Below are 21520 nucleotides of genomic sequence, written 5' to 3'. Positions count from 1 at the left end.
TCGTTCGCCACGCCCGGTCACGCCGGTGCCTCTCCGGCGCGGTCGGTGTTGGTGTCGTTGTCTTCGGCAGCGGCAAGCTGGCCACACGCGCCGTCGATCTCGCGACCTCGGGTGTCCCGAACTGTGGTGGACACCCCGGCGTCGCGCAACCGCCGGACGAACTCCCGCTCGACCGGCTTCGGGCTCGCGTCCCAGCGGCTGCCCGGCGTCGGATTGAGCGGAATGAGGTTCACGTGGGCCAACTTGCCGGCCAGCAGCCGCCCGAGCAGGTCGGCTCGCCACGGCTGGTCGTTCACGTCCTTGATCATCGCGTACTCGATCGACACGCGGCGGCCCGTCCGGGCGGCGTAGTCCCACGCTGCGTCCAGCACCTCGGCTACCTTCCAGCGCTGGTTTACCGGCACGAGTTCGTCGCGCAGATCATCATCGGGCGCGTGCAACGACAACGCAAGGGTCACTGAGAGGTCTTCGCTGGCCAGTCGGTGGATGGCCGGAACCAGGCCAACCGTGGAAACGGTGATGTGCCGCTGGGACAGGCCGAGACCCTCCGGAGCCGGGCTGACCAGCCGACGGATCGCCGCGATCACCCGGTTGTAGTTGGCCAGCGGCTCGCCCATGCCCATGAAGACGACGCGCGAAAGCCTCGGCGGGGAACCCGCCACGACGCCGGAGGCCGCCACCCCGGCCATGTAGACCGCCTGGTCGACGATCTCCGCCGTCGACAGGTTGCGGGTGAGCCCGGCCTGACCGGTCGCGCAGAACGGACAGGCCATGCCGCAGCCCGCCTGGCTGGAGATGCAGACGGTCACCCGGTCCGGGTAACCCATCAGCACGCTCTCCACCAGCGCGCCGTCGTGCAGCCGCCAGAGCGCCTTGCGGGTCGCGCCGTCATCACAGGCCAGCTCACGCACCGGGTTGAGCAAGGTCGGCAGCAACTGGTCGGCCAGCCGCTCCCGGGTCGCCGCGGGCAGATCGGTCATCGCCTGCGGGTCGCGGACCAACCGCCCGAAGTAGTGGTTGGAGACCTGCTTGGCGCGGAAGGCCGGCTCACCCAGCCCGGTGACCAACGCCTGGCGACCGGCCAGGTCCAGGTCAGCGAGGTGCTGAGGGGGCATGGAGGCCCGGCGCGCGGCGGGGGCGACCGAGATGGCGGGGATCAAGGGCAGGCTCGTCATGGCTGGTCCAGTGTGTCACGCCGTCGGCGGCGGCTGCCGGTCCGGAGGTGTCGAACGGGTCGCGACCGCCGGAGCCGGATGACCGGGACGCCGTGATTCATACCTCAGCTCACCACCGGCACGAAAACCGCCAACAGCAGGTAGGCCGTCGGCACCGCGAACAGGATCGAGTCCAGCCGGTCCATCAGACCGCCGTGGCCGGGCAGCAGGTTGCTCATGTCCTTCACGCCGAGATCCCGCTTGATCATCGACTCGGCCAGGTCGCCGAGGACCGCCGCGCAGGAGACGGCCACCCCGAACAGCGCGCCCCACCAGGGGGCCACCTCGAACATCAGCCACAGCAGCAACGCGCCACCCAGGGCCGCCGCGGTGACCGAGCCGGCGAAGCCCTCCCAGGACTTCTTCGGGCTGATCGACGGGGCCATCGGGTGTTTGCCGAAGGAGACCCCGGCCGCGTACCCACCGGTGTCGGAGAGGACCACCCCGATCAGCGTGGCCAGGATGCGCAGATGCCCATCGTCGGGGGCCGCCGCCAGCAACGCCGCGAAACCGGCGAGGAACGGCACGTAGACGGCGATCAGGGTGGCCGCTGTGAGATCCCGCTGGAAGCCGGCCGGCCCGTCACCCAACCGCCAGACCATGGTGCCCAGCACGGTGACCAGCAGCCCCAGGCTGAGCGCGTCCGGGCCGGCGTACCAGGCCAGGCCCACCGTCAACACGCCGCCGGCGATCAGTGGCACCAGCGGAGGGTGCGCGCCGCTGCGTCGCACCGCGCGGGCCATCTCCCAGGTGCCGACGGCGACCGCGGCGGCGATCACCGGCAGGAAGGCCAACGGATAGAAGGCCAGCGGCACCACGATCAACGCGCCGAGGCCGAGCCCGACCCCGATCGCCGCGGGCAGGTTGCGCCCCGCCCGCCCGGTGCCCACCTGCTGGGTGGCCGGTCGGTCGAGGCTGGCCCGACGTCGCCCCTTCGACCGTCGACCGGTCGTCGGCTCCGGATCCACAACCGGCTCCGGATCCGGCCCGATCTCGGCCCCGATGGGCGCCAACTGCGTGGTCGGGTAATCGGCGTCGTCGTCATGACGGAACGGCCCGTCGAACGGTCCCGGGCCGTTGTACCGGCCGGGCTCGTCGAACGGCGGGAGGCCGCCGCGGGAGGGGGCACCGTCCGCACCGGCGGGCGCGCGGTCGCCGTAGCGGTCACCGCGACCCCGGTCGTCGTACCGGTCGGGCTGGTTGCGGTCGTCGACGTGCCGGTCCCGGTCGTCGAAACGGTCGTCCGGGCGGACCGGGCGGCCACGCTCGTCGTACGGGTCCGCGGGCCACGGTTCAGCGGACGGCCGGGCGTGCGGATCGGCGTACAGCTCAGGGCCGGCGGCCGGACGGCGGCTCCACTGGCCGGCCTCCAGGTCCTGGTCCGGCCAGGGCAGCGCCACCGGGCGCTCCGGCCGGTCCCAGCCGCGAGGCTCGCTGCCGTAGGGGTCGGGGTGGGACATCACGCACCGCGAAGCGGCACGAGAACCACCACATGACGCAAGACCACAAGCATCCCCTACACGTGCGATGTTCCTCCGATTGACCGCCCCGACGGTCGGTCGATCCCCGGTGTTCACCACCCGGTGGCCGGGAATCCTGCCGAGCCTACTGCACACGCCGGATCGGCACGGCGGACGAGGCACGCCCACCGACGCCACCCGGCGCCCCCGGCCCGCCGGCCAGCGACGCACACCCATCCGGTACGGCAGACAGCAGGCAATCCGCAGCCGTCGATCCGACTTGTCCGGTGCGCGATCGGTTACTGAGCGAACCCACCCGGCGTGGTCCGCTGGTGCCGCGCGCTGGACACTGGCGAGCAGTTCGCCGAGAGCACCAGGACCGTCTGGATCCCCTGCTGACCCAGGAATGGAACGAGGCCCGTTCCCGACGTCGGGAACGGGCCTCGGAGCATGGGTCACACCTCGAGCAGCTCGGTTTCCTTGTGCTTCACCAGGTCGTCGATGCTGGCCACGTACCGCTGGGTCAGGTCGTCGAGTTCCTTCTCGGCGCGGCGGCCGTCGTCCTCGCCGGCCTCGCCGTCCTTGACGATCCGGTCCAGCTCCTCCTTGCCACGGCGGCGGACGTTGCGGATCGCCACCTTGGCCTCCTCGCCCTTGTGCCGAGCCACCTTGATCATGTCGCGGCGGCGTTCCTCGGTCATCTGCGGGAGCAGGATGCGCAGCTGGTTGCCCTCGTTGTTCGGGTTCACCCCGAGGTCCGAGTCGCGGATCGCCTTCTCCATCGCATTGATCTGCGAGTTGTCGTACGGCTTGATGATGGCCATCCGCGGCTCGGGGACCGCGATGGACGCCATCTGCGTCAGCGGCGTGGGCGTGCCGTAGTAGTCGATGATGACCTTGGAGAACATGGCGGCGTTGGCGCGACCGGTACGGATGGCGCCGAACTCCTCCTTGGCGTGCTCAACCGCACGCTCCATCTTCTCCTCGGCCTCGAGGAGGGTGTCGTCGATCACCGGTCTCCTCGCCTCCTTCTGTGCTCGTGGTGGGCTCTGCTGAAAGTCGTCAGACCGCTGTCGTCGTCGCCGATGGGGCGGGACTCAGGCGGTGATCAGGGTGCCGATCTTGTCGCCACCCACCGCGCGGATGATGGTGTCGTCACCCTGCGCGCCAAAGACCAGCATCGGCAGGCCGTTCTCCATGCAGAGGCTGAACGCCGCCGCGTCGGCCACCCGCAGGTTGCGGCGCAGCACCTCGGAGAAGGTGATCGAGTCGAGCTTACTGGCGGTGGGGTCGATCCGCGGGTCGGCGGTGTAGACGCCGTCCACGCCGTTCTTGCTCATCAGCACCACGTCGGCCCGGATCTCCAGCGCCCGCTGGGCGGCCACCGTGTCGGTGGAGAAGTACGGCATCCCGGCGCCGGCGCCGAAGATGACCACGCGGCCCTTCTCCAGGTGCCGGATGGCCCGCAGCGGGATGTACGGCTCGGCGACCTGGGCCATCGTGATGGCGCTCTGCACCCGGGTCTCGATGCCCTCCTTCTCCAGGAAGTCCTGGAGCGCGAGGCAGTTCATCACCGTGCCGAGCATGCCCATGTAGTCGGCGCGGGCCCGGTCCATCCCACGCTTCTGCAGCTCCGCGCCGCGGAAGAAGTTGCCTCCGCCGACCACCACGGAGACCTGCACGCCGCGGCGGACCACTGTGGCGATCTGCCGGGCGATGGCCTGGACGACGTCCGGGTCGACGCCGATCGCGCCGCCACCGAAGACCTCACCGGAGAGCTTCAGCACCACCCGGCGGGCGCGCCCCGGCGGCGGTGCCGTCGGATCGTCCAGCTCCAGCGTCCGGTCACTCACAACCTGCGTCATCCGCCCCGCCCTTCCCCACGCGCACGCCCCGTGCGGCGCGTACCGCGAACCTGCCGCTGCCGACCCTATGTGACGAGGAGGCCGCGGTGCCTGTCACGTACACCGGCGGCCTCCTCGTTGACGTCTTCTGCCCACGGGCGCGCGTGGCGCCCGGTGGCGGCTCAGGCCTGGCCGACCTCGAACCGCACGAAGCGGGTGACCTCGATGCCGGCCTCGGCCAGCAGCTGCTTCACCGACTTCTTGTTGTCGGAGACGGACGACTGCTCGATCAGGACGAAGTCCTTGAAGAAGGAGTTGACCCGACCCTCGATGATCTTCGGCAGGGCCGCCTCGGGCTTGTTCTCCTCGCGGGCGGTCTGCTCGGCGATGCGCCGCTCGGACTCGACGACCTCGGCCGGAACCTCGTCCCGGGTGAGGTACTTCGGCCGCATCGCGGCGATCTGCATCGCCACACCACGGGCGTCGGCGTCGCCGGCCTCGTCGGTCTTGCCGGTGTACGACACCAGCACGCCGACGGCCGGAGGCAGGTCCTGGGCCTTGCGGTGCAGGTAGACGGCGGTGGTGCCCTCGACCCGGGCGAACCGGTTGAGCACCAGCTTCTCGCCGATCTTGGCGGACTGCTCCTGGATCAGGTCCGCGATGACCTTGCCGTCGAGCTCGGAGGCGAGCAGCTCCTCGGCGGAGTTCACGCCGGCGCGCTCACCGTGCTCGACCAGCTGCTGGCCCAGCGCGATGAACGACTCGGTCTTGGCGACGAAGTCGGTCTCGCAGTTGAGCTCGAGCAGCGCCTTGCCAGAGTGGGCGACCAGGCCGTTCGCGGCCGTACGGCCGGCCCGCTTGCCGACGTCCTTGGCGCCCTTGACGCGCAGGATCTCGACGGCCTTGTCGAAGTCGCCCTCGGCCTCGGTCAGCGCCTTCTTGCTGTCCATCATGCCGGCGCCGGTGAGGTCGCGGAGCTTCTTGACGTCCGCGGCGGTGATTTGGGACATGGCTCTCTCTTCGATGTTGAGACGGCGTGTGGATGGTCAGAGGTGCCGGTTACCCGGATCCGGGCCGATAGTGCCCGGCGTACCGTCGCTGCCCGCCGTCCGCGAAAACGGACGGCGGGGCAGCGACGGTGCGATCACTCCGCGGTGGCGGCCGCCGGCTGCTCGGTGGCGGCCTGCGCGGGCTGCTCCGGGGTGGCGGGCTGCTCGGTGGCGGCAGCGGCGGGCTGCTCGGCCGGTGCGGCCTCGTCGGCCTTCTTCGGCTCCAGCAGCTCGCGCTCCCACTCGGTCAGCGGCTCGTCGCTCGCGACACCCTCGGGCTTCTCGTCGTTGCCCCGGCGACGGCCGGAGCGCGCGATCAGACCATCCGCGACGGCGGCGGCGACGACCTTGGTCAGCAGCTCCGCCGAGCGGATCGCGTCGTCGTTACCCGGGATCGGGAAGTCGACCTCGTCCGGGTCACAGTTGGTGTCCAGCACCGCGATCACCGGGATGCCCAACTTGCGGGCCTCGTCGACGGCGATGTGCTCCTTCTTGGTGTCGACGATCCACACCGCGGCGGGAAGCTTCTGCATGTCCCGCAGGCCACCGAGGGTGCGGGTCAGCTTGATCTTCTCGCGGGAGAGCTGCAGGGTCTCCTTCTTGGTGTAACCGGCGGCGGTGCCGCTGAGGTCGCCCAGGCCCTCCAGCTCCTTCATCCGCTGGAGCCGCTTGTAAACGGTCTGGAAGTTGGTCAGCATGCCACCGAGCCAGCGGTGGTTGACGTACGGCTGGCCGACCCGGGTCGCCTGCTCGGCAATCGCCTCCTGGGCCTGCTTCTTGGTGCCGACGAACAGGATGCTGCCGCCCTCGGCGACGGTCCCACGCACGAACTCGTACGCCTTCTCGATGTACTCGAGGGTCTGGCGCAGGTCGATGATGTAGATGCCGTTGCGCTCGGTCATGATGAAGCGCTTCATCTTCGGGTTCCAGCGCCGGGTCTGGTGCCCGAAGTGGACACCGCTCTCCAGCAGCTGACGCATGGTCACGACGGCCATGGTTGGGGTACTCCTCAAGGTCCCTGGTTGTCACGTCCGGCCGGTGGCCGGGCGTCCTGGTGCCTGGTCGCCGACCCATGGTGGACCCGATCAAGATCGGGACCAGGGAGGCCGTCGCTCCACGACGATTCGTGAAGAGGGCACGCGAGGTCGACCGCACGAGGCGGTCGCCAGTTGGCCAGTGTACGCCCCTCACCCGTTCAGCTGCCCCGGGGTGCGCGTGGCGTGCTGCTCCGCCGCCCCGCCGCCCCGCCGCTCTCTCGCGCGAGTTACGCGGGCCGGGTCAGCCGGCGGCGAGCGCGGCGGCCACGAAGAGCACCAGGCCGACGGTCAGGTAGGCCGTCGGTGGGCGCAGCCAGCCCCGACCGTTGTCGGAGAGCGCCAGACCTCCGGTTCGTAGCCCGTACAGCCCGGTCGCGAAGATCGGCAGTCCGGCAACCAGGGCGATACCCACCACCACGTTTCCAGCGTCCACCGGGTCGCCGGTCACACCCGCGAGCAGCACCCGCAACGCGGGGACCTCGAAGACCAACACCAACAGGGCGAAGAGTACGGCCAGCACCGGTCGCCTGGTCCGATAGACGCCGTCGGCGGCCGGCGGATACACCGATGGCTCACCTGCGGGCAGGTCGGGTCGCGGGCCGATCCCGGGCATCGGGCCGGTCGGCATCTCCAGCGGGTGCGGCGTGTCGACGCCACCCCGGGTCGGCTCGATGATCGGGTACCCGCCGAGCGGAGCGGGACGAGCCTGGTCAGCGAGCACGCCGGCCGGCGCTGTCGACGTGCTGTCGCGGGTGGTCTCCGGCACTGCGCTGGTCACCGGAGATCCCGCCGTGGTCGTCTCTCGGGCGGCTCGGCGTCCGGGTAGCTCTCCGGAGGTCTCCGACGGGTCCCGGTCCGCCCGCCGCGACCGCGTGGCCCGGTAACCGTCCGCCTCCGGCCGCGCCACACCCAACGGGTCGACCGCGCCGAAACGCCCCGAATCAGCCTCGCTCGCGCCGAGCCGACCGGTCTGAGCGTCCAGGGCGCCAAAGCGACCCGAGTCCGACTCGGGCGTACCGAAGCGGCCCACGTCCACCGCGCTCAGGCGACCCGAATCCGACTCCGGCGTACCGAAGCGGCTCTCGTCGACGGCACCGAAGCGTCCCGAGTCCGGCTCGCGGCGGCGGCCGACGCCGGTGTCCTCGACGGAGCGGCCGTCTTCAGCGCCACGCGGCTCGGGGATCTCACCGTCCCGGTACCGCGGTTCGCCCGCGCCACGCCAATCCGACTCGCCGTAACCGCGACCCCGCTCGTCGGGGTACCAGCGCGACTCCTGATCTTCCGGGAAACTCCGTCGTCCGTCCACGTCAGGCACCGTATGCGACCGGCCACGCCCGCGCCATTTCAACCCCGCCGAACGGGCCCTCGATCGTCGGGGCAGCGTAGACACGGGTGGCTCCGTAGCACAGCGCGGGCATGATCGTCCGACTGTCCACAGCACCCCTGTTGTCCACAGGTGGGCTGCTGCCGGGTCGCGACGACCACCCTCCGGCGGGCACCGTGCCGGCCATGACGAAGCGGAACCAGGCGGTTGGCGCGTACGGCGAGCAGTGTGCGGCCCGGCACCTGACCGAGGCGGGGCTGCGCCCGATCGCCCGAAACTGGCGCTGCCCGGCCGGGGAGATCGACATCATCGCGTGGGACGGGCCCGTGCTCGCCTTCTGCGAGGTGAAGACCCGCCGGGGTGAGGGCTTCGGCACCCCGGCCGAGGCGGTCGTACCGGCCAAGGCCCGCCGGCTGCGGGGGCTCGCCGCGCGGTGGCTGACCGAGACCGGCACGACCGCCGAGGAGGTGCGCTTCGACGTGCTGTCGGTGCGGCTCCCCGACGCCGGTCCGGCGCAGGTCGACCACCTCAAGGGCGCGTTCTGACATGCCTACCCGGAGGATCGGTGATGTGCCGTGAGCTACGCCAAGGTGCTCTGCGTGGGATTGGTCGGCGTGACCGGACACCTCGTCGAGGTGGAGGCCGACCTGGCCGCCGGCCTGCCGGCGGTGGTGATCTCCGGGCTGCCGGACACCGCCCTGCACGAGGCCCGCGACCGGGTCCGCGCCGCTGTGGTCAACTCCGGCCAGCGCTGGCCCAACCGGCGGATCACCCTCAACCTGCTGCCCGCCACGCTGCCGAAGTTCGGGTCGGCCTTCGATCTGGCCATCGCCGCAGCGCTGCTGGGCGGCTCGGGTGAGTTGCCGCTGCTCCCACTGGAGGGAGTGGTGGTCCTCGGCGAGCTGGGGCTCGACGGGACGGTCCGGCCGGTGCGCGGCGTACTCCCGATGGTCGCCGCCGCAGCCCAGGCCGGCGTCGCGCGGGTGATCGTCCCGGTCGGCAACGCCGCCGAGGCCGCCGTCATCCCCGGCGTACGGGTGCGAGCGGTGGACAACCTGCACCGGCTCGTCGCCTTCGTTCGGGACGGGACCCCGCTGATCGAACCACCGGCGGACATCCCGGAGCCGCTGAGCGGTGGGCCGGATCTCGCCGACGTCGCCGGGCAGCAGCTGGGTCGGCGCGCCTTGGAGGTCGCCGCGGCCGGTGGGCACCACGTGGCACTGCTCGGCCCACCGGGGGCCGGCAAGACAATGCTCGCCGAACGACTGCCGTCGATCCTGCCCGAACTGGACGACGACGCGGCGCTGGAGGTCACCGCGCTGCACTCGGTCGCCGGGCTGCTGCCGCCGGGTGGTCGGCTGCTGCGTCGCCCGCCGTTCCAGGCGCCGCACCACACCGCGACCATTCCGTCGTTGGTCGGGGGTGGCTCGGGGCTGGCCCGACCCGGCGCGGTGTCGCTGGCGCATCGCGGGGTGCTCTTCCTGGATGAGGCTCCCGAGTTCAGCAAGGGTGCGCTGGAGGCGCTGCGCCAGCCGCTGGAGCACGGCCGCATCCAGCTGAGCCGCAGCGGGGGCGGCACCGTCTATCCGGCCCGGACCCAGCTGGTGCTGGCTGCCAACCCGTGTCCGTGCGCGAAACCGGCTGGCGACGCGCACTGCGAGTGTTCGCCGCTGGCTCGCCGCCGCTACCTGGGAAGGCTCTCCGGGCCGCTGCTCGACCGGATCGACGTCCAGGTGCGGCTGATGCCGGTGCGGGCGGCCGAACTGATGGCGACCGACGGCGGTGTCGAGCCCTCGGCGACGGTCGCTGCCCGGGTGGCGGCGGCCCGGCAGGCGGCGGTCAGCCGCTGGGCAGACCTCGGCCGACGGCTCAACGCCGAGGTGGAAGGGCCGCACCTGCGCCGACCGCCGTGGCGGCTGCCGGCCCGGGTCACAGTGGAGCTGCGGGGCCGGCTCGACTCCGGCTCGCTGTCGGCGCGCGGCTTCGACCGGGTGATCCGGATGGCCTGGACCATCGCCGACCTCGACGGCCGCGACCGACCTGACCAGGACGACGTCCGGGAGGCGCTTCAACTACGGACGGGGGAGGCGGCATGAGCGCCGAGGAGGAACGACGGCTGGCCCGGGTCGCCCTGACCTGGTTGGCGGAGCCGGGCACGCGCGCTGTGCATCACCTGGTCGAACGGCACGGTCCGGTGGAAACCCTGGAACTGCTGCTCGACGGGGGCAGCCCGGACGGCTGGCTGCACACCACTGTCGCCGCACGCTCGGCGGCCGGCGACGCGCGGGCAGTGGCCACGGAGGCCCTGGAGCGGGCGGACCGACTGGGTGCCCGTCTGGTCACGCCGGACGACGAGGAGTGGCCGGCCCAGGTCGCCAGCCTGGCCGCGTTGCGGCTGCCGGACGTCAGCCGCCGGGTGGACGCTGAGACCGCCCCGCCGCTGTGCTTCTGGGTGCGCGGGAGCTGGCCGCTCGGCGAGGCTCTGGATCGTTCGGTGGCCGTGGTCGGGGCGCGGGCGGCCACCGGATACGGGCAGCACGTCGCGACCGAGCTGGGGTACGGCTTGGCGGAGCGGGACTGGACAATAGTGTCCGGTGGCGCGTTCGGCATCGACGCCGCCGCCCACCGGGGCGCACTCACCGCTGGCGGTCTGACCGTCGCGGTGCTCGCCTGCGGGCTCGACCGTCCGTACCCGATGGGCAACGCCGCGCTCTTCGACCGGATCGCCGAGACGGGGCTGCTGGTCAGCGAGTGGCCGCCCGGTGCCGAGCCGCTGCGGCCCCGGTTCCTGATCCGCAACCGGGTGATCGCCGCAGGCACCCGGGGCACCGTCGTGGTGGAGGCGTCGGCGCGCAGTGGCGCGACGCAGACCGCGCGGCGAGCCGTCCACGCCAATCGGGTGGCCATGGTGGTGCCGGGGCCGGTGACCTCGGCGATGTCCGTCGGCGCGCACGAGTTCCTGCGCGAGTTCCCCGACAAGGTCCGGCTGGTCACCGGGGTGGCGCACGTGTTGGAGGAGGTGGGTCGGATCGGCGCGGACCTGGCCCCGCTGGCGCGTGGACCGCAGCGGGCCACCGACGCGTTGGACGACGACGCGCGGTCGCTGCTGGAGGCGCTGCCCCGCCGTGGCGCGATGGGCGTGGACCGGCTCTCCGCGCGCGCCGGCGTCGACCTACGGACCGCGTTGCGCAAGCTGTCGCTGCTGGAGGAACTGTCCATGGTGGTCCGTCGTGACGACGGCTACGCCCTCGCCGCACCCGCCAGACAGCAGCGTGCGGCGGCGGAGACGTCCGGTCGGCCTGTCGCCTGAAGGGGTGCGTCACCGCAACCTGGCCGGCGTGGTCGTCCGGATACCCGCGCCCTCTCGCGGTCGGATCCCGGCCAGCCTCTCGCCGTCGGGATCCCGACCAGCCGACACTGCCGGTACCGTGCCCGCTCATGGGTGCAATCAAGCCGTGGCACATCAGCGTGCTCTTCTGTCTCGTCGTGACCGCCGTGCTCGTTGTCGGCCTGGTCGTGTTGCTGAGCAAGAGGAACAACCGCCGCTAGTCGGGGGTGGACGCCCGGCAGCGTCGTGTGCGGTGGCGGCCGCGGACCGGCCGTAGGCTGGTGCCGTGTCAGCCGTCAGTGAGGGTGCCGGGGCCGAGGAACCGGCCGGTACGTCGGCGCGGCCACGATGAGCCGACCGGACCGGGGCACCCGGGCCATGCACCAGGCACTCCCGCCAGCGTTGCGCGACGCTGTCGACGACTTCGCCGAGCACCTGTCCCGGGTGCGTAACCGCTCGGAGCACACCGTCCGCGCGTACGTCACCGATCTGGTCTCGCTGCTCGACCACGCCGTCCGGATGGGCTGCGTCGACCTCGCCGAGCTGGACCTGTCGGTGCTGCGCAGTTGGCTGGCGCGGCAGCGCACCACGGGTGCGGCCCGCACGTCGTTGGCCCGGCGGGCCGCGTCAGCGCGGGCATTCAGCGCCTGGGCACACCGGGCCGGCCTGCTCCCCGCCGACGTGGGCGCCGCGCTGGCCAGCCCTCGCGCGCACCGGGATCTGCCCAGCGTGCTGCGCGCCGATCAGGCCGCCGCTCTGGTCGAGGCGCCGTCCCGGCAGGCACCTCCCCCGAACCCGCCAGCCGAGTCGGGCCCGAACGAAGCCGTCGAGGCGCTTCCGCTCCGGGACCGGGTGCTGTTGGAGCTGCTCTACGCCACCGGCGTACGGGTCAGCGAGGCCTGTGGGTTGGACGTCGGGGACGTCGACCACGGCCGACGGGTGATCCGGGTGTTCGGCAAGGGCGGGCGGGAGCGCTCGGTGCCGTACGGGGTGCCCGCCCAGCGGGCGTTGGACGACTGGCTGCGCCGGGGCCGCCCGGTGATGGTGGGCGCCCGCTCCGGCGAGGCGCTGCTGCTGGGTGCGCGAGGTGGTCGGCTCAACCCGACGACCGCCCGTCAGGTTGTCGGTGCGTACGCCGAGGCCGCCGGGCTGCCCCCGACCAGCCCGCACGATCTGCGCCACTCCGCTGCCACCCACCTCCTGGAGGGTGGCGCGGACCTGCGCGCAGTGCAGGAGCTGCTCGGCCACTCGTCGCTGGCGAGCACGCAGATCTACACCCACGTCTCGGTCGAGCGGCTGCGTACCGCCTACCGGCAGGCGCACCCGCGCGCCTGATCAAGGGCCGGAGAGCACGCACGCCCGCCCTGATCAAGGGCCGCAGGCGCGCGAGCGTGGCGGTTACGATCATCAGGTGAGCGTCCCGAATCCTCCTGAGCCGATCCCGGGCGCCCGCCTGCTCTTCTCCCTGGACCCGGCGGTCAGCCACCTCAACCATGGCTCGTTCGGCGCGGTGCCGATCAACGTGCAGCGCGCCCAGCAGCGGCTGCGCGACGAGATGGAGGCGAACCCGCTGCGCTTCTTCACCCAGGGGCTGGTGGACCGGATCGCACACACCCGGCGGCACCTCGCCGGGTTCCTGGGCGCCGACCCGGACGGCAGCGCCCTGGTGGGCAACACCACCACCGGCGTCGCAGTGGTGCTCCAGTCGATTGGTCTCAAGGCCGGCGACGAGGTGCTGAGCACCGACCACGAGTACGGGGCGGTGAGCCTGGCGATCCAGCGCGAGTGCCGCCGCACCGGCGCGGTCAGCCGAGTCCTGCCAATCCCCCTGGCCGCCACCGACGAGCAGATCGTGCAGAGCATCCGCGCCGGCCTGCGCCCGGGGCGGACCCGGTTGCTCGTCGTCGACCAGCTCACCTCGGCCACCGCGAAGCTCTTTCCGACCGCCGCCGTCGTCGGGGTGGCCCGCGAACACGGCGTGCCGGTCCTGGTGGACGCCGCGCACGCCCCGGGCATGCTGCCCATTTCGGTGGCCGACATCGGCGCGGACTTCTGGGTGGGCAACCTGCACAAGTGGGCGTTCGCACCCCGTGGGACCGCCCTGCTGGCTGTGGCACCGCAGTGGCGGGACCGGATCGAGCCGCTGGTGGTGTCCTGGGAGCAGGAGTCGGGTTTCCCGGCCCGGCTCGAGTGGCAGGCCACGCTCGACTACACGTCCTGGCTGGCCGCCCCGGCGGGCCTGTTCACGATGCGCAGTCTCGGCGTCGACCGGGTGCGGGCCCACAACGCGGCGCTCGCCGCGTACGGCCAGCGGGTGGTGGGGGACGCCCTGGGGGTGGCTCCCGCCGATCTGCCCGACCCCGGCGGGCCGGGGGTGGCTCTGCGCCTCATCCCGCTGCCGGCCGGCACTGGCACCACGATCGACGCGGCGCGGGCGTTGCAGGCGCGGATCGGTGAGCGGCTCGCCGCCGAGGTGGCGGTGATGAGCTGGAACGGCCGGGGGTGGCTGCGGCTCACCGGCCAGGTCTACAACACCACCGACGAGTACGAACGGCTGGCCGCACGGCTGCCGGCACTGCTCGCCCAGCGCTGACGGATCGCATCGGGGAGCAGACGCTGCTCCGGACGGCCGGGAGCCGACACCGGGCCGACCGGGAGCAGGCGCACCGGGCCGAGGCCGAGCAGGGCCAGCGGGTCGAGATACTCCTCGCCCCGGCGCAGGCCCCAGTGCAGGCACGCCTCGGCCGGGCACCCCGGATGCCCGGGCAGCAACTCGCCCAGCGGCGCGCCGGCGGTGACCGGCTGGCCGGGGCGTACACCGGGTCGGACCGGCTCGTGGGTGGTCCGCAGCCCGTCGGCGTGCCCCACGGTGACCACCGGTCGACCGGCCACCAGACCGGCGAAGAGCACGGTGCCCGGCCCGGCGCTCCGCACCACCGCTGCGGCGGGAGCGGCCAGGTCGACGCCGCGATGGCCGGGCAGCCACGGTCGCGGCGGCGGGTCGAACCGGCGCACGGGACGAGGCGGCCCGTCAAGCGGCCACCGGAACCGCCCGGCGGGCGTCGGGGCGACGATCGGCTCCCCCAGGGCCGCGACCGGCACGGTCGGGGTCGGGGGTTGGCCGGGCACCGCCGCCACCAGCACCGCCAGCCCGCAGAGCTGGACGGTCAGCGCGAGCGGGAGCGCGGCGCAGAGCAGCACGGTGCGGCGGATCGAACGGACGGAGGGCTGTCGCATGACGGCAGCCTCCGGCCGACGCCGGGTCGTCCGCCAGCCCGGCCGACGAGGCTGTGGACAACCGGAGGCGCTGTGGACGACCACCCGACGCCCTCGATGATCTGCTATGCCCGGACGTTGGGCCGACGCCTGACAGACCAGGTCACCACCACTGTTCGTTGGACCCGGTCTCGTAGTCGTACTCCTCGACGTGCTCCCACTCCTGCCCGGTCGCCTTCTGGTAGGCGTTGGACGGGACGTCAAGAAGCGATTCCGCGTGGGCGGCCTCGTCGGTGGTGAAGCGCGCGAACGCCGCCGGATCGACCAGTACGGCATCGAACGCCGCCGGTCCGGCCACCACCACCGCGCAACGGGCGTACAGGAAACTGTCATCGGACAGACGGTCGCCGCCGGGAAGGACGGTCTGAGCGAGCACCCGACGGTCCAGTTGGTAGAGCGTGAACGCGAGCGCCTCCGCGAAGCCGATGATCCGCTCCACCGGCTCTTCCGCCAGCACGGCGGTCAACCGCTCGTACGGCCCGTCGTCGTGCGCCTCGGGCCGGCCGCCCAGCACCGCGACGAGCCGCCAGAATTCCTCATCCGCAATCATCACAACCCTCAATGGTCACTCGGACGAACCGGTACCGACTCACCACCCCCACGCGGCCGTAGCTCCGGTGTCGTTCTCGGGCCGCCACGCAGGGCCTAGGCTGGGCCGCGTACGGCGGGTGCCGCCGTCGGTGCCGGGGAGGCCGCATGACCACTCTCGATGACCGGACGTCGTCCCTCACCGGGCCCACGGTGGCCGACGTGAGCGGCCCGTCCCGGCTCGCGGAGCCGGACGAGACGATCAGCGCCGAGGAGCTGCGACTCGCGGCCCGCAACCACGGCATCCCGTTGGAGGCGCTGCGCTACGACGTCACCCCGGCCGGGTTGCACTACCTGCTGATCCACTACGACATCCCGGAGCTCGACCCGGAGACGCACACACTGACCATCGGCGGCGCGGTCGACAGTCAGTTGACTGTCACCCTCGCCGACCTGCGCGAGCGGCCCCGCGTCACCCGGCAGGTGACCCTGGAGTGCGCCGGCAACGGGCGAGCCCTGCTGCACCCTCGACCGGTCAGCCAGCCCTGGCTGGTCGAGGCGGTCGGCAACGCGGAGTGGACCGGCACCCCCCTCGCTCCGCTGCTGCGGGAGGCGGGCGTCGACCCGGACGCGGTGGACGTGGTCTTCACCGGCGCCGATCACGGTGTGGAGCGTGGGATCGAGCAGGACTACCAGCGGGCGCTTCCGGTCGCGGACGCGCTGCGCGACGAGGTGCTGCTGGCGTACGAGATGAACGGCGCTCCCCTGCTGCCGCAGCATGGCGCGCCGCTGCGGCTGATCGTGCCGGGCTGGTACGGGATGGCCCACGTGAAGTGGCTCCACTCGATCGAGCTGCGGACCGAGCCGTTCGAGGGGTACCAGAACGCGGTGGCCTACCGCGTACGTCGCGACGCGGACGACCCGGGCGTGCCGGTCACCCGGATCGAGCCACGGGCGCTGGTCCGTCCGCCCGGCTTCCCCGACTTCATGTCCCGTCGTCGGGTGCTGCGACAGGGCCCGTGCACGCTGGATGGTCGGGCCTGGTCGGGGCACGCCCCGGTGGTCGCCGTGGAGGTGACCACCGACGGCGGGCGGAACTGGGCGCAGGCCGAGCTGGACCCGGGGGACGCGGGGGACGCGGGGGACTTCGCCTGGCGGCGCTGGCGGCACGAGTGGGTCGCCACCCCCGGCCGGTACGTGCTTGGCGCGCGGGCGACCGACGCGTCCGGGCGGACCCAGCCGGTCGAGCAACAGTGGAACCGTGGCGGCTTCGCCAACAACATGGTGCAGCGGGTCGAGGTCGTGGTGCCGGCCGAGTGATCGGCGGCGGGTGTCAGGCCACGGGTGGGGGGCCCGTGGCACGGCCCAGCGGTTCGGGTGCGCTCAGCCGCCGAAGCCAGAGTCGGCGGGCAGTGAGATGTCGGGCTTCTCGAGCTCCTCGACGTTGACGTCCTTGAAGGTCATCACCCGGACGTTCTTCACGAAGCGGGCAGGACGGTACATGTCCCATACCCAGGCGTCGTGCATCTCGACCTCGAAGTAGACCTCGCCGTCGGAGTTACGCACGTGCAGGTCAACCTGGTTGGCCAGGTAGAACCGACGCTCCGTCTCCACCACGTAGGAGAATTGGCGGACAATGTCGCGGTACTCCCGGTAGAGCTGCAGCTCCATCTCGGTCTCGTACTTCTCGAGATCTTCCGCGCTCATCGCACTCCGCCTTCCATGGCCACATCTTCCCCCACCGGCGTCTGAGGCCGAGGCTGCTCGCCCAACGCCACGCCGACGGTACCCCCTGACGCCCACGAGCGCTCCATCGGCTCGTCCGGGCCGTGGCCGCCGGGCCGTCGGGCGCGCGGCGGCCGGCCGTCGCGGCCGGAGACCGCGGCGACATTGACGTACGAGAACCGGTGCTCCCGGCACGGCCCGTGCTCCCGCAGCGCGGCCGAGTGTTCCGGGGTGATGTAGCCCTTGTGCTCGGCGAAGCCGTACGCCGGGAACACCCCGTCCAACTCCACCATGAGCCGGTCCCGGGTGACCTTGGCCAGCACACTGGCGGCCGCCACACACGCGGCCACCCGATCGCCCTTCCACACCGCCAAACCGGGCACGCCCAGGCCGTCCACGCCGAACCCGTCGGTCAGCACGTACTCCGGGCGGGTGGTGAGCGAGGCGAGCGCCCGGCGCATCGCGGCCAGGTTGCACACGTGCAGACCCCGGGCGTCGACCTCCTCGGCCGGGATCACCACAACGGCGTACGCGAGCGCGCGGTCCACCACCTCCGCGTACACCCGTTCCCGGCTGGCCGGGGTGAGCAGCTTCGAGTCGGCCAGCCCCTCGATCTCGCCGCGCCGCCCCTCGGGCAGCACCGCCGCGGCGGCGACCAGCGGACCGGCACACGCCCCCCGGCCCGCCTCGTCGGCGCCGGCGACGTGCCGGAAGCCACGCCGCTGCAACGCCCGCTCCAGGGCGTACAGGCCGGCCTCGCGGCGCACCACGGTGCGCGGCGGGGTCAGCACGACGCTCCGCCCTGGCCGGCGGCGGTCGACTGCCCCAGCCGGGTCAGCAGGGCGGGCAGTTCGGGCGGGTAGAACCGGTCACCGCTGGCCACCAGCTCGTCCGGAACCCACCAGCGGTGGTCGGCGATGCTGCGGCGCTCGACGTCGTTGAAGCCGGTGGTGTCCACCTGCCAGGAGTCCACCCGGAAGAGGAAGAAATCCTGCTCCTGGCGGTACCACGTGCCGTCGAAGGAAAACTCGGTCGCATCGGCCCAGACCGGCTCGCCCAACTGGGCCGGGTCGAGCCGCAGGCCGGTCTCCTCGGCCAACTCCCGGGCCGCGCCCGCCGCCGGCGACTCCAACGGATCGAGCCCGCCGCCCGGTGTGAACCAGTATCGGTGCCCGGGTCGGGCCGGGTCGAAGCCCTCGAACAGCAGGACCCTGCCGGCCGCGTCGACGAGCAGCACGCGAGCCGCGCGTCGAGGGGTGTAGACGGTCACCGCACCAGCCTGCCAGACCGACGGCGGATCGCCCACGCCCCGTCGGCCTACGGCTTGGGAATGCCGTCGAACCCGTCGGGCACCGTCAGCCAGGTGGCCCGGTTGACCGGCCAGAAGACGGTGAACGCCCGCCCGACCACATCTTTCTCGGGGATGGTGGCCTCGGTGATGTCCTGCTGGGACTGCTGCCAGTGCTCCAGTGAGTCGCCGGAGGCGGAACGGTGGTCGCCCATCACCCACAGCCGGCCCTCCGGCACGGTGATGTCGAACTCCTGATCGGCGGCCTTGTCGCGAATCCCGTCCATGGAGAAGATGTACGGCTCGTCCAGCGACTTGCCGTTGATCACCAACCGTTCCTCGGGGTCGCAGCAGACCACGTGGTCACCGGGGATGCCGATCACCCGCTTGATGAAGTCCTCACCGTCGGGGTTGCCGCTCCACGCGGTCGGTGCCTTGAACACGATCACCTCGCCGCGGTGCGGTGACCGGAAGTCGTAGACCAGCTTGTTGACCAGCACCCGGTCATCGATCTTGAGAGTGTTCTCCATGGACGGGGAGGGGATGAAGAAGGTCTGCAGCACGAAGGCGCGGACCAGCACCGCGACCAGGATCGCCACACCCAGCAGGATCGGCAGCTCCTTCCAGAAGGAGCTGCGCGGCTTGTCGGTCTGCTCGTCAATCACGCAAAGGAGCCTACGTTGCCCGGCTGGACGGCACCGTCCGGAACGCGCGGGAACCACGTAGCGCGGCTGCCAGCGGAAGCATCAGCAGCACACCGCCCTGCGGAGTCGGTCGCGCCGGAGTCGCGCCGGGGGACGCCGTGGCCGGCCCGGAGACGTCCTCGAACGTGGACGGCACCGACAGCGAGCTCCACCGCGACGACGGCCAGACCACCATGAAGGCCCGGCCGACCACGTTGTCGATCGGCACCGGCCCCTGGCAACGCGCGTCCTGGGAGACCTCACGGTGGTCACCCATCACGAAGATCTGACCGGGTGGCACGACGATCTCGTCGAAGCGCCGGGAGCGACACTCCGCCGGGTTGGGTGGCAGGTCCAGGGGTGAGTCCCGCAGGACGTACGACTCGTTGAGCGGGACGCCGTTGACGGTCACCCGGCCCTGGCTGTCGCAGCACTTGACCCGGTCACCGGGCAGACCGATCACCCGCTTGATGAAGTCCTTCTCACCGGGTCGGCTCACCCCGACCAGATCGCCGACGGTGCGGGCGAGCCGGCCGCCGACGCCGGGCTTCGGCTGCTCGTCGACCTGCGGCGCCCAGCGGTCGGTGCCCCGGAAGACCACCACCTCGCCGCGCAGCGGGTCACGAACGTCGTAGACGACCTTGTTGACCAGCACCCGGTCACCGACGAGGAGGGTGTCCTCCATCGAGCCGGACGGAATGAAGAACGCCTGGAGCAGGAAGGTGCGGATCAGCACCGCGAGGCAGAACGCGACCACCAGCAGCAGCGGCAACTCCTGCCAGAGCGGCATCTGCCGGCGGGTGCGGCGAGCCCGTCGGCGCCACGGATCGACGGTGCCGTCCTCGTCAAGCGTCTGCACCACGCCACTCCCCGGTCCGCAGAAAACACCACCGCCCGGGAGCCTCGTCGAGGCCCCACGGGCGGTAGTGGACAACTACCCGCCACCTGGGCGGGATCGCCGCCTCGCTGCGCCCGTACCGACCAGCGTAGTGCGCTCTGGTCGGTACGGCATACGCGCAGCTCGGGCGGCGTGGCGAGCGGGAAGTCAGCTGGGCTGCTTCTCCCGCTTCTCCTTGATCTTGGCCTTCTTGCCGCGCAGCTCGCGCAGGTAGTAGAGCTTGGCGCGACGCACGGCACCGCGGGTCACGACCTCGATCCGGTCGATGCCCGGGCCGTTGAGCGGGTAGGTCCGCTCGACGCCGACACCGAAGCTGACCTTGCGGACCGAGAAGGTCTCGCGCAGACCGTCACCCTGGCGGCGGATCACGACGCCCTGGAAGATCTGGACACGGGACCGGTTGCCCTCGACGACGCGGGCGTGCACCTTGACGGTGTCACCGGCCCGGAAGTCGGGAAGGTCGGTCCGCTTCGACTGGGCGTCAAGGGCGTCCAGGATGTTCATCGCTGCGTCCTCGTAAGGCTCACGGCGCACCGTCACTCGGTGCGCGGGTGGGTGATTCTGATTCCCGGGTGGTGATCGGCGGACCGACCCCGGTCGGGGATCCTCGCAGCCGACCGCGGGCGCGGACGGATGCGGCAACCCCCCTACTTTGCCACATCCCCCGGTGGAGATTGAAATCCGGCCTGGTCCAGGGCCGCGATGTCCCGTTTGTCGAGCCGATCGGCCGGCAGCGCGGCCAGCAGATCCGGCCGGCGGGCGGCAGTGCGCAGCAGGCCCTCCTCGCGCCGCCAGCGGGCGATCTTGCCGTGGTCACCGGAGCGGAGCACGTCCGGCACGTCGTGCCCACGCCAACTCGGCGGCTTGGTGTAGATCGGCGCCTCCAGCAGCCCGTGCGCGTGCGACTCCTCGTCCAACGAGCCAGCGTTGCCCAGCACCCCGGGCAGCAGCCGGGTGACCGCTTCCAGCATCACCAGGACCGCGACCTCGCCGCCGAAGAGCACGTAGTCACCGAGCGAGACCTCGGTGACCGGCATCCGGGTGGCGGCGTGCGCCAGGACCCGCTGGTCGATCCCCTCGTAGCGGCCGCAGGCGAAGAGCAGATGGGACTCGGCCGCCAACTCGTACGCCATGGCCTGGGTGAAGGGGGCACCGGCCGGCGACGGCACCAGCAGCCGTGGCGGCGGGGCGTCGAGCGGCGCGAGGGCGTCCAGTGCCTCACCCCACGGCTCGGGGCGCATCACCATTCCCGGCCCACCCCCGTAGGGGGTGTCGTCGACGGTGCGGTGCACGTCGTGGGTCCAGGTCCGCAGGTCGTGCACGGCGAGTTGGAGTACGTCGTTGGCCCGCGCCCGTCCGATCAGCGACAGGTCCAGCGGGGCGAAGTACTCCGGAAAGATCGACACGACGTCGACGCGCATGCGGGCTGGTCCTAAAGGTCGAGCAGTCCGGCTGGCGGGTCGACGATCACACGTCCGCCGGCCAGGTCGACCTCCGGAACGATCGCCCGGACGAACGGGATCAACGCGGTACGCCCCTCGGGGCGCCGCAGCACCAGCAGGTCGGACGAGGGCGCGTGGTCGATGCGGGCGACCTCGCCGAGGCGTTCGCCGGCCGGGGTCACCACGGCCAACCCGACCAACTGGTGGTCGTGGAACTCCTCCGGGTCGTCCGGTGGGGTCACGTCGGCGCTGTCCACCACGAGCAGCGTCCCCCGCAGCGCCTCGGCGGTGTTGCGGTCCGGGATGCCCTCGAACGCGATCAGCACCCGGCCCTGGTGGAAGCGGGCTTCCTCGATGGTCAGCTCCGCGGGAACCCGGAACGGCACCCCGGGCTCATCGCTGGCCGGCGGGGGTGTCGCCCCCG

At 71.9% G+C, this 21520-nt stretch carries 22 protein-coding genes and 1 pseudogene; 6 read left to right on the top strand and 17 right to left on the bottom strand.

The window, feature by feature from the left end:
- Window positions 1-17: 17 nt before the first annotated feature.
- From rlmN to AB0B68_RS29125, 7 genes and pseudogenes are all read right to left on the bottom strand, one after another.
- On the bottom strand, window positions 18-1175 hold the full coding sequence (rlmN, locus tag AB0B68_RS29155; protein ID WP_091400305.1) for a 23S rRNA (adenine(2503)-C(2))-methyltransferase RlmN: 1158 nt from the start codon (window positions 1173-1175) through the stop codon (window positions 18-20).
- Window positions 1176-1279: 104 nt separating this feature from the next.
- A complete protein-coding gene (locus tag AB0B68_RS29150; protein WP_357200206.1) occupies window positions 1280-2674 on the bottom strand; it encodes a phosphatidate cytidylyltransferase in 1395 nt (464 codons plus the stop codon).
- Between the two features lie 455 nt (window positions 2675-3129).
- Window positions 3130-3687: a ribosome recycling factor gene (gene frr / locus AB0B68_RS29145; RefSeq protein WP_088946658.1), complete on the bottom strand. Its 558-nt coding sequence runs from the start codon at window positions 3685-3687 to the stop codon at window positions 3130-3132.
- 84 nt (window positions 3688-3771) lie between these two features.
- Entirely contained in the window at window positions 3772-4539 is a 768-nt protein-coding gene (gene pyrH / locus AB0B68_RS29140) for a UMP kinase (protein WP_030335195.1), read from the bottom strand.
- A gap of 161 nt (window positions 4540-4700) precedes the next feature.
- Window positions 4701-5528, bottom strand: a complete 828-nt coding sequence (tsf, locus tag AB0B68_RS29135; protein ID WP_091400300.1) for a translation elongation factor Ts — start codon at window positions 5526-5528, stop codon at window positions 4701-4703.
- 134 nt (window positions 5529-5662) lie between these two features.
- A complete protein-coding gene (gene rpsB / locus AB0B68_RS29130) occupies window positions 5663-6562 on the bottom strand; it encodes a 30S ribosomal protein S2 (protein ID WP_357205559.1) in 900 nt (299 codons plus the stop codon).
- Between the two features lie 283 nt (window positions 6563-6845).
- Window positions 6846-7947 (bottom strand): annotated as a pseudogene (locus AB0B68_RS29125) (hypothetical protein).
- A gap of 166 nt (window positions 7948-8113) precedes the next feature.
- Here AB0B68_RS29125 and AB0B68_RS29120 point away from each other — a divergent pair.
- From AB0B68_RS29120 to AB0B68_RS29100, 5 genes are all read left to right on the top strand, one after another.
- A complete protein-coding gene (locus AB0B68_RS29120; protein ID WP_355005226.1) occupies window positions 8114-8473 on the top strand; it encodes a YraN family protein in 360 nt (119 codons plus the stop codon).
- A gap of 30 nt (window positions 8474-8503) precedes the next feature.
- Window positions 8504-10024 (top strand): YifB family Mg chelatase-like AAA ATPase, encoded by a 1521-nt coding sequence (locus AB0B68_RS29115; RefSeq protein WP_357264101.1) that lies wholly within the window; start codon window positions 8504-8506, stop codon window positions 10022-10024.
- The gene (gene dprA / locus AB0B68_RS29110) at window positions 10021-11238 is read left to right on the top strand and encodes a DNA-processing protein DprA (protein WP_357264098.1); all 1218 of its coding nucleotides are present in this window, start codon (window positions 10021-10023) and stop codon (window positions 11236-11238) included. The genes AB0B68_RS29115 and dprA overlap by 4 nt, the downstream gene beginning before the upstream one ends.
- Window positions 11239-11604: 366 nt before the next feature.
- Complete coding sequence (locus tag AB0B68_RS29105; RefSeq protein ID WP_357205568.1) at window positions 11605-12591, top strand: tyrosine recombinase XerC; 987 nt, start codon at window positions 11605-11607, stop codon at window positions 12589-12591.
- A 76-nt stretch (window positions 12592-12667) separates the two neighbouring features.
- The gene (locus AB0B68_RS29100; RefSeq protein WP_357264095.1) at window positions 12668-13849 is read left to right on the top strand and encodes an aminotransferase class V-fold PLP-dependent enzyme; all 1182 of its coding nucleotides are present in this window, start codon (window positions 12668-12670) and stop codon (window positions 13847-13849) included.
- Here the strand turns inward: AB0B68_RS29100 and AB0B68_RS29095 are convergent.
- Together AB0B68_RS29095 and AB0B68_RS29090 are read right to left on the bottom strand one after the other, a co-directional pair.
- A complete protein-coding gene (locus AB0B68_RS29095) occupies window positions 13783-14493 on the bottom strand; it encodes a M23 family metallopeptidase (RefSeq protein ID WP_357264092.1) in 711 nt (236 codons plus the stop codon). The genes AB0B68_RS29100 and AB0B68_RS29095 overlap by 67 nt on opposite strands.
- A 142-nt stretch (window positions 14494-14635) precedes the next feature.
- A complete protein-coding gene (locus AB0B68_RS29090; protein WP_357264124.1) occupies window positions 14636-15082 on the bottom strand; it encodes a DUF4240 domain-containing protein in 447 nt (148 codons plus the stop codon).
- A 146-nt stretch (window positions 15083-15228) separates the two neighbouring features.
- Between AB0B68_RS29090 and AB0B68_RS29085 the strand changes: the two genes are divergently transcribed.
- Window positions 15229-16380 carry a sulfite oxidase gene (locus tag AB0B68_RS29085; protein WP_357264089.1) on the top strand — a complete coding sequence of 384 codons (1152 nt, stop codon included), beginning with the start codon at window positions 15229-15231 and terminating at the stop codon, window positions 16378-16380.
- 63 nt (window positions 16381-16443) lie between these two features.
- Here AB0B68_RS29085 and AB0B68_RS29080 read toward each other — a convergent pair whose 3' ends face one another.
- From AB0B68_RS29080 to rimM, 8 genes are all read right to left on the bottom strand, one after another.
- The gene (locus AB0B68_RS29080; protein ID WP_007075222.1) at window positions 16444-16767 is read right to left on the bottom strand and encodes a DUF2469 domain-containing protein; all 324 of its coding nucleotides are present in this window, start codon (window positions 16765-16767) and stop codon (window positions 16444-16446) included.
- Window positions 16764-17576, bottom strand: coding sequence for a ribonuclease HII (locus AB0B68_RS29075; protein WP_357205579.1), 813 nt, complete (start codon window positions 17574-17576; stop codon window positions 16764-16766). The genes AB0B68_RS29080 and AB0B68_RS29075 overlap by 4 nt, the downstream gene beginning before the upstream one ends.
- Window positions 17570-18055, bottom strand: a complete 486-nt coding sequence (locus tag AB0B68_RS29070; RefSeq protein ID WP_357205582.1) for an NUDIX domain-containing protein — start codon at window positions 18053-18055, stop codon at window positions 17570-17572. Before AB0B68_RS29070 ends, AB0B68_RS29075 begins: the two co-directional genes overlap by 7 nt.
- A gap of 47 nt (window positions 18056-18102) precedes the next feature.
- Entirely contained in the window at window positions 18103-18738 is a 636-nt protein-coding gene (lepB, locus tag AB0B68_RS29065) for a signal peptidase I (RefSeq protein ID WP_357205585.1), read from the bottom strand.
- 10 nt (window positions 18739-18748) lie between these two features.
- Entirely contained in the window at window positions 18749-19618 is an 870-nt protein-coding gene (gene lepB / locus AB0B68_RS29060; protein WP_357205587.1) for a signal peptidase I, read from the bottom strand.
- A gap of 183 nt (window positions 19619-19801) precedes the next feature.
- Window positions 19802-20158, bottom strand: coding sequence for a 50S ribosomal protein L19 (gene rplS, locus AB0B68_RS29055; protein WP_088991045.1), 357 nt, complete (start codon window positions 20156-20158; stop codon window positions 19802-19804).
- A 143-nt stretch (window positions 20159-20301) separates the two neighbouring features.
- A complete protein-coding gene (gene trmD, locus AB0B68_RS29050; RefSeq protein ID WP_357205591.1) occupies window positions 20302-21075 on the bottom strand; it encodes a tRNA (guanosine(37)-N1)-methyltransferase TrmD in 774 nt (257 codons plus the stop codon).
- 11 nt (window positions 21076-21086) lie between these two features.
- On the bottom strand, window positions 21087-21520 hold a 434-nt coding region (rimM, locus tag AB0B68_RS29045; protein ID WP_357264085.1), incomplete at its 5' end, for a ribosome maturation factor RimM.

This window comes from Micromonospora sp. NPDC049049, from assembly GCF_040649115.1.
In the GTDB taxonomy this organism is placed as follows: domain Bacteria; phylum Actinomycetota; class Actinomycetes; order Mycobacteriales; family Micromonosporaceae; genus Micromonospora.
Note: the sequence above shows the minus strand (reverse complement) of the source record. Positions and strands in the feature narration are given on the sequence as shown.

Bases quoted from the DNA above. Each gene is read 5' to 3' on its own strand.
- rlmN (WP_091400305.1), bottom strand. From the start codon at position 1,175: ATGACGAGCCTGCCCTTGATCCCCGCCATCTCGGTCGCCCCCGCCGCG.
- AB0B68_RS29150 (WP_357200206.1), bottom strand. From the start codon at position 2,674: ATGTCCCACCCCGACCCCTACGGCAGCGAGCCTCGCGGCTGGGACCGG.
- pyrH (WP_030335195.1), bottom strand. From the start codon at position 4,539: ATGACGCAGGTTGTGAGTGACCGGACGCTGGAGCTGGACGATCCGACG.
- tsf (WP_091400300.1), bottom strand. From the start codon at position 5,528: ATGTCCCAAATCACCGCCGCGGACGTCAAGAAGCTCCGCGACCTCACC.
- rpsB (WP_357205559.1), bottom strand. From the start codon at position 6,562: ATGGCCGTCGTGACCATGCGTCAGCTGCTGGAGAGCGGTGTCCACTTC.
- AB0B68_RS29120 (WP_355005226.1), top strand. From the start codon at position 8,114: ATGACGAAGCGGAACCAGGCGGTTGGCGCGTACGGCGAGCAGTGTGCG.
- dprA (WP_357264098.1), top strand. From the start codon at position 10,021: ATGAGCGCCGAGGAGGAACGACGGCTGGCCCGGGTCGCCCTGACCTGG.
- AB0B68_RS29105 (WP_357205568.1), top strand. From the start codon at position 11,605: ATGAGCCGACCGGACCGGGGCACCCGGGCCATGCACCAGGCACTCCCG.
- AB0B68_RS29095 (WP_357264092.1), bottom strand. From the start codon at position 14,493: ATGCGACAGCCCTCCGTCCGTTCGATCCGCCGCACCGTGCTGCTCTGC.
- AB0B68_RS29090 (WP_357264124.1), bottom strand. From the start codon at position 15,082: ATGATTGCGGATGAGGAATTCTGGCGGCTCGTCGCGGTGCTGGGCGGC.
- AB0B68_RS29085 (WP_357264089.1), top strand. From the start codon at position 15,229: ATGACCACTCTCGATGACCGGACGTCGTCCCTCACCGGGCCCACGGTG.
- AB0B68_RS29080 (WP_007075222.1), bottom strand. From the start codon at position 16,767: ATGAGCGCGGAAGATCTCGAGAAGTACGAGACCGAGATGGAGCTGCAG.
- rplS (WP_088991045.1), bottom strand. From the start codon at position 20,158: ATGAACATCCTGGACGCCCTTGACGCCCAGTCGAAGCGGACCGACCTT.
- trmD (WP_357205591.1), bottom strand. From the start codon at position 21,075: ATGCGCGTCGACGTCGTGTCGATCTTTCCGGAGTACTTCGCCCCGCTG.